The sequence below is a fragment of the Cellulomonas massiliensis JC225 genome, from assembly GCF_000312005.1.
Lineage (GTDB): Bacteria > Actinomycetota > Actinomycetes > Actinomycetales > Cellulomonadaceae > Cellulomonas > Cellulomonas massiliensis.
Genome location: NZ_HE978588.1, coordinates 725,727 through 731,317 on the forward strand (window position 1 = coordinate 725,727; position 5,591 = coordinate 731,317).

Genomic DNA, 5,591 nt, shown 5'->3' on the forward strand with positions numbered 1-5,591 from the left:
GGCCGACGTGGCGCCGTCGGCGGACGACGCGCGGGACGCCGAGCCGGCGTCGCCCGAGGACCTCGCGGCGGCCCGCCGGCTGACGGCCGAGCTCGACGACACCGCGGCCCGCGTGCTGGCCTCGGTCGGCGGCGACGGTCGGGCGCGGGCGGCGCTCCTCGCGGGCGCGGCGGCCGAGGCCTACGCCCAGGTGGGTGCCGTCGCGGACGCGGCGCACGCGTTCTGGCTGGCCGGGCGGCTGCACGCCGACCTCGGCGACGACGAGCAGGCGGTGTGGAACCTGGAGTCGGCCGTCGAGGGCTTCGGGATCGCCCGGGCCGCCGAGCCGCGCTCGTCGGCCGCCGACGAGCTCGTCGCGGTGCTGCGCCGCACGGGCCACGACGCGCGCGCCGAGGCCGTCGTGCGCGCGCTGACCGACTGACGCCACGGGCACGTGCTCCGGCGGGAGGTGCCACGACGGCCGCGCCGCCGGAGCGGCGCCGGGACGAAGGGCCCGGTCCGGGCCGAACGGCCCACGACGGGCCCGCCGGGCGGTCGTACGCTCGGGACGTCCAGCGCCACCCGCCGGAGGACCGCGTGAGCTTCAACCCCTGGCTCGACCGGCTCGAGGGCCGGTGGGGCGACCTCGCGCCCGCGGACGCGTCGTCGATCGCCCACCTGCCGACCGAGCCGACACCCCACGTCCCCGTCACGCCCGACCGCCAGCCCTCGTCGTGGCTCGACGTGACCGTGCGGGCGCTCGGCGTGCTCATGACCGGCGCGCTCGTCGCCGCGGTGTGCTCGTTCGTCCGGCTGCTCCCGCCGGAGGGCGCGCGCACGCCGCAGGAGGTGCTGCGCCTGCTGCTCGTCCTCGGCGGCATCGGGCTGCTGGGGCTGCTGTGCGCGGCGGTGCCCGCGGTCTACGGACGCGCGAACGCCTGGCTCGCCTACGGCTGCGCCGTCACGCTCGGGGCGAGCAGCGGCCTGGTGGTCTCGCTCGGCCGCCAGCTGGACGTGCACGAGACGTCCGTGCTGCCGGGCGTGGTCTCGGCGGCCGCGTGCGTCGTGCTCGCGGTCGCGGCGCTGGCACGCTGGAAGACGCTCGCCCTCGCGCCGCGCAGCTGGCGGGTCACGGTGCACGCGCTGGTCGGCGGCGTGCTGCTGCTCCTGTTCGTCTACGTCGCCGAGGGGGTCGGCGAGTTCCCGCCGCTGTGGCTGCTCGCCTCGTCGGCCGCCGTCGCCTCGCTGGCCGTGAGCGCGTGGTCGGTCACGCGCGACGTCCCGCGGATCACGGCGGAGGTCGAGGACGCCGGCGGGGCGGTCTGGATGGCCGTGTTCGCGCTGCTCCTGTCCCCCGCCGGCGGCTGGGCCGCGCTCGCGAGCCGCCTCGCGCGCCACCCTCGCCCGCCCCTCGCGGCAGGTCCTGCCTGACCCGAGGCCCGCGGTGGGCCAGACTGCACGGGTGACCGACCTGCTCTCGACGCCCGGCGCCGCGTCCGAGCACCGGCCCGACTGGAGCTGGCTCGAGGACCCGGCGGACGCGCCGGACGAGCGGGACCTCGCGCGGGCGCGCGCCGAGGCCGAGCGCATCCTCGCCAACCACGGCGTCACGTACGGCGCCGACCACCCCGACGGCGAGCACCCCTGGGCCCTCGACCCGCTGCCCGTCATCGTCGACGAGGCGGACTGGGCCCGGCTCGACGCGGCGCTCACGCAGCGCGCCGAGCTGCTCGACGCGGTGCTGCAGGACGTCTACGGCTCCCGGCGGCTGCTCACCGACCGGCTGCTGCCGCCGACCGTCGTCGTCGGGCACCCCGGCTTCCTGCGCCAGGTCGACGGCCTGCGGCTGCCCGGCGGTCGCGAGCTCGTGCTCACCGCGACCGACCTCGTCCGGGACGCCTCCGGCGGCTGGTGCGCGATCGCGGACCGGACCCAGGCGCCGTCCGGTGCGGCGTACGCGATGGAGGACCGCCGCGTCACGGCTCAGGTGCTCGCGGGCGTCTACCGGCAGGCGTCGATCCAGCGCCTGGGGCCGTTCTTCCACGCGATGCGGCTCGCACTGCGGGACGCGGCGCCCGGCGGTGCGGAGCAGCCGCGGATCGTGCTGCTCACGTCCGGGCCGGCGAGCGAGACGGCGTTCGACCAGGCGTACCTCGCGTCGATGCTGGGCCTGCCGCTCGTCGAGGGCTCCGACCTGCTCGTGCGGGACGGCGCGCTGTGGATGCGGGGGCTCGACGGCGCCGAGCGGGTCGACGTCGTGCTGCGGCGGGTCGACGCCGAGTGGTGCGACCCGCTGGACCTGCGCACCGGCTCCGAGCTCGGCGTGCCCGGGCTCGTGCGGGCCGTCCGCGGCGGTGCGGTGAGCGTGGTGAACCCGCTCGGCAGCTCGGTCCTCGAGAGCCCGGCCCTGCCGGCGTACCTGCCGCGGCTCGCCCGTCAGGTGCTCGACGCCGACCTCGCGCTGCCGTCCGCGGAGACGTGGTGGTGCGGCGAGCCGGCGTCGCTCTCGCACGTGCTCGCCCACCTGGAGGAGCTCGTCCTGCTGCCCACCGACCGGTCCGCGCCCGGCACGGTGCCCGGCTGGACGCTCGCCGCCCGCGCGCGCGAGCAGCTCGCGGCGTGGATCGCCGCCGAGCCCTGGCGCTGGGTCGGCCAGGCGGCCGTCGGGCCGGACGTCGACCGCCTGCGCTCCGCGCCGGGGGTGGGGAGCGACCGGCCCGGCACGTCCGGCGTGGGCCCGGCCGACCTGGGGCCGCGGGCGGCGGTGCTGCGCACCTACGCGGTGGCGCACGCCGGCAGCTACACGGTCATGGCGGGCGGGCTCGCGCGCGTCGCCGAGGGGCCGCTCGTCTCGTCGGCCGCCGGCGCCGCGGCCAAGGACGTGTGGGTGATGCAGACGGCGCCCGACCCGGCGCCGGCCGAGGTGGCCGAGGCCGGCGTCCTCGCCGACGAGCTCGTCCACGGCGGCCGCGTGCGGGTCGCGGGGATCTCGCCCCGCACCGCCGAGAACCTGTTCTGGATGGGCCGCTACGCGGAGCGGGCCGAAGACACGGTGCGTGCGCTGCGCGTCGTGGCCGACCGGTGGGACGACGACCACCGCCGGCCGCGGTCGACCGGCGGTCGCGCGCTCACCGTCCTGCTCGACGCGCTCACGCCCGGCGCCGTCGAGGAGCCGCACGGCTCGCGGCGGCAGCCGGCCCTGCGGACGCTGCTGCTCGACCGCTCCGCGCCCGGTGCGGTGGCCCGCTCGCTGCGCCGCCTCGGCTCGGCCGCCGCCGCCGTGCGCGACCAGCTCTCGACCGACACGTTCGGCCCCCTCGCCCGCGTCGACCGGGCGCTGCGCGACGAGCGGGCGCGGGCGCGCGGGCGGACCGGCGACGAGCTGGACCTGGGCGCGGTGGCGGACGGCTCGCAGGTCACGGCCGGCCTGCGACCCGCGCTCGACCGCGTCCTCGACGGGCTGCACGCCGTCGCCGGGATCAGCGCGGAGGGGCTCGTCCGGGACGTCGGCTGGCGCTTCCTCGACGCGGGCCGGCGGCTGGAGCGCGCGCAGCACGTCGTCGACAGCGTGCTGCGGACGTTCGCGCAGGCGCGACCCGCCGCCGTGGAGGCCGTGCTGGTCGAGTCGCTGCTGCTCACGCACGAGTCCGTCATCACGTTCCGCCGCCGCTACCAGTCCGGCGCGGGCGTGCCGGAGCTGCTCGACCTGCTGCTGCTGGACCCGGGCAACCCCCGCTCGCTCCAGTTCTGCCTGGACCGGCTGCGCGAGGACCTCGCGGGCGTCCCCGCGCCCGGCCGGCCCACGGACCAGCGCGACCACCTGCTCGCCGACGTCGCCGACCTCGCGGCCGAGCTCGACGTCGACGCCGCGGTCGGGACGGTGGCGGAGGACGGCCGGCGGGCGCGGCTCGTCGAGAGCCTCGAGTCGATGCTGTGGCGGCTGCGCGCGGCGGGCGACGAGATCGAGCGCCTGCACTTCGCGCGCCCGGGCCCCGGCCAGGCGTTCGAGGACCCGTGGGACGCGGCGGACGAGGTCGCCCGATGAGGACGTACGACCTCGTGCACCGCACCACCTACACGTACGAGCACCCGGTGACCTCGTCGTACGGACGGACGACGCTGACGCCCCGCGACGAGCCCGGGCAGGTCTGCCTGGACACCTCGCTCGAGATCGACCCGGCCCCCGCCGACACCGCCGGGCACACCGACTACTACGGCAACCGCTCGTCCTACTTCTCGGTCACCGAGCGCCACCAGCGGCTCGTCGTGACGTCGCGCTCCACCGTGGAGGTCACGCGCGAGGCGGCCACGCCCGGGGCCCTGCCCGCGGTGGACTGGCAGGAGGTGGCACGGTCGGTCGAGTCCGGCGTGCTGGCCGCCGCGGCGGCGCCCGAGGTGCTCGTCGCGCTGCGGGAGATGGTGCTGCCGTCCACGCACGTCTCGCGCGCGCCGGAGGTGCTCGCCTGGGCGCAGCCGTCGTTCGCGCCCGGGCGATCGCTCGGGGACGTCGTCGTGGACCTGTCGCACCGCATCCGCCACGAGCTCGCCTACCGCACGGGCTCGACGACCGTGCACACGACCCAGGCCCAGCTGCTCGCGCAGGGGGCGGGCGTGTGCCAGGACTTCGCGCACCTCATGCTCGCGGCGCTGCGGCTGCACGGCCTGCCCGCGCGCTACGTGAGCGGGTACCTCGAGACGCGGCCGCCCGCCGGGCGCGAGAAGCTCCGCGGCGCGGACGCGTCGCACGCCTGGGTCTCGGTGTGGGTGCCGGGCGCGGGCTGGGTCGACGTGGACCCGACGAACGACCAGTTCGTCGACGACCGCTACGTCGTGCTCGGCTGGGGCCGCGACTACCACGACGTCCCGCCGCTGCGCGGCGTGATCTTCGCCGAGGGCCGGGGCTCCCGGCTGCAGGTGCAGGTCGACCTGGTGCCGGCGGGCAGCCCGCGGTTCGCCTGACGGTGCCCCGCGGCGCGCGTCGTCAGCGTGCCGAGCGCGCGCGCAGCTCGGGCTCGTCCACGACGAAGCCGCCGGCGTCGACGACCACCCCGCCGGCCACCTCCTGCAGCGCCGCGGCGACCCGCGCGACCGAGGGCCGCACCCGCTGGCGGGCGATGACGTGCAGGGGCGACGGGACGTCGGCGTCGCGCTCGTCCGGGTCCAGGGGCTCCCACCCGACGTGGTAAGCCCACGGCCCGTACGACCGCCAGTCGAGCGTCGACAGGACGACGGGCACCTGGGCCGAGCGCTCGGTGCGGACGACCACCGCGCCGTCGTACTCGTACGTGCCCGTGAGCGTGAACGGCCGGGGCGCACCGGGCTCCGCCGGGTGCTCCTCGACCGGCTGCAGGCGCGCGCCCGCGAGCGCGGGCCGCACGAGCGGGCCGGCCTGCGACGCGCTGAGGGGGACCGCCGACCACAGCGTCAGGTCGACCGCCGACCCCGGGTCGGGGACGACGACGCGCGAGCGGTCGGCGGGGACGACGGCGCCTCCGGCCTTCCGCGCGGCCGCGAGCATCCAGCCGACGACGAGCTGCTCGTCCGCGGGGGCCGTCGGGCCGTCGCCCACGTCGAGCGCCCACAGGTCGCGCGGGCGGTCGCCGAGCCCGGCC

3 protein-coding genes and 2 pseudogenes are annotated in these 5,591 nt (G+C 78.0%); 4 read left to right on the top strand and 1 reads right to left on the bottom strand.

The annotated features are described in order from the left end of the window. The 4 genes and pseudogenes from HGCM_RS03440 to HGCM_RS03455 all read left to right on the top strand — a co-directional run. Positions 1 to 421, top strand: a pseudogene (locus HGCM_RS03440) (hypothetical protein); the annotation flags it as partial. A gap of 155 nt (positions 422 to 576) precedes the next feature. After that, positions 577 to 1,410: a hypothetical protein gene (locus tag HGCM_RS03445; protein WP_019135489.1), complete on the top strand. Its 834-nt coding sequence runs from the start codon at positions 577 to 579 to the stop codon at positions 1,408 to 1,410. Positions 1,411 to 1,441: 31 nt separating this feature from the next. Next, positions 1,442 to 4,024 carry a circularly permuted type 2 ATP-grasp protein gene (locus HGCM_RS03450; RefSeq protein ID WP_019135490.1) on the top strand — a complete coding sequence of 861 codons (2,583 nt, stop codon included), beginning with the start codon at positions 1,442 to 1,444 and terminating at the stop codon, positions 4,022 to 4,024. Next, positions 4,021 to 4,938 carry a transglutaminase family protein gene (locus HGCM_RS03455; protein WP_019135491.1) on the top strand — a complete coding sequence of 306 codons (918 nt, stop codon included), beginning with the start codon at positions 4,021 to 4,023 and terminating at the stop codon, positions 4,936 to 4,938. Before HGCM_RS03450 ends, HGCM_RS03455 begins: the two co-directional genes overlap by 4 nt. 22 nt (positions 4,939 to 4,960) lie before the next feature. Here the strand turns inward: HGCM_RS03455 and HGCM_RS16670 are convergent. Then, positions 4,961 to 5,591 (bottom strand): annotated as a pseudogene (locus HGCM_RS16670) (hypothetical protein); the annotation flags it as partial.

Bases quoted from the DNA above. Each gene is read 5' to 3' on its own strand.
- HGCM_RS03455 (WP_019135491.1), top strand. From the start codon at position 4,021: ATGAGGACGTACGACCTCGTGCACCGCACCACCTACACGTACGAGCAC.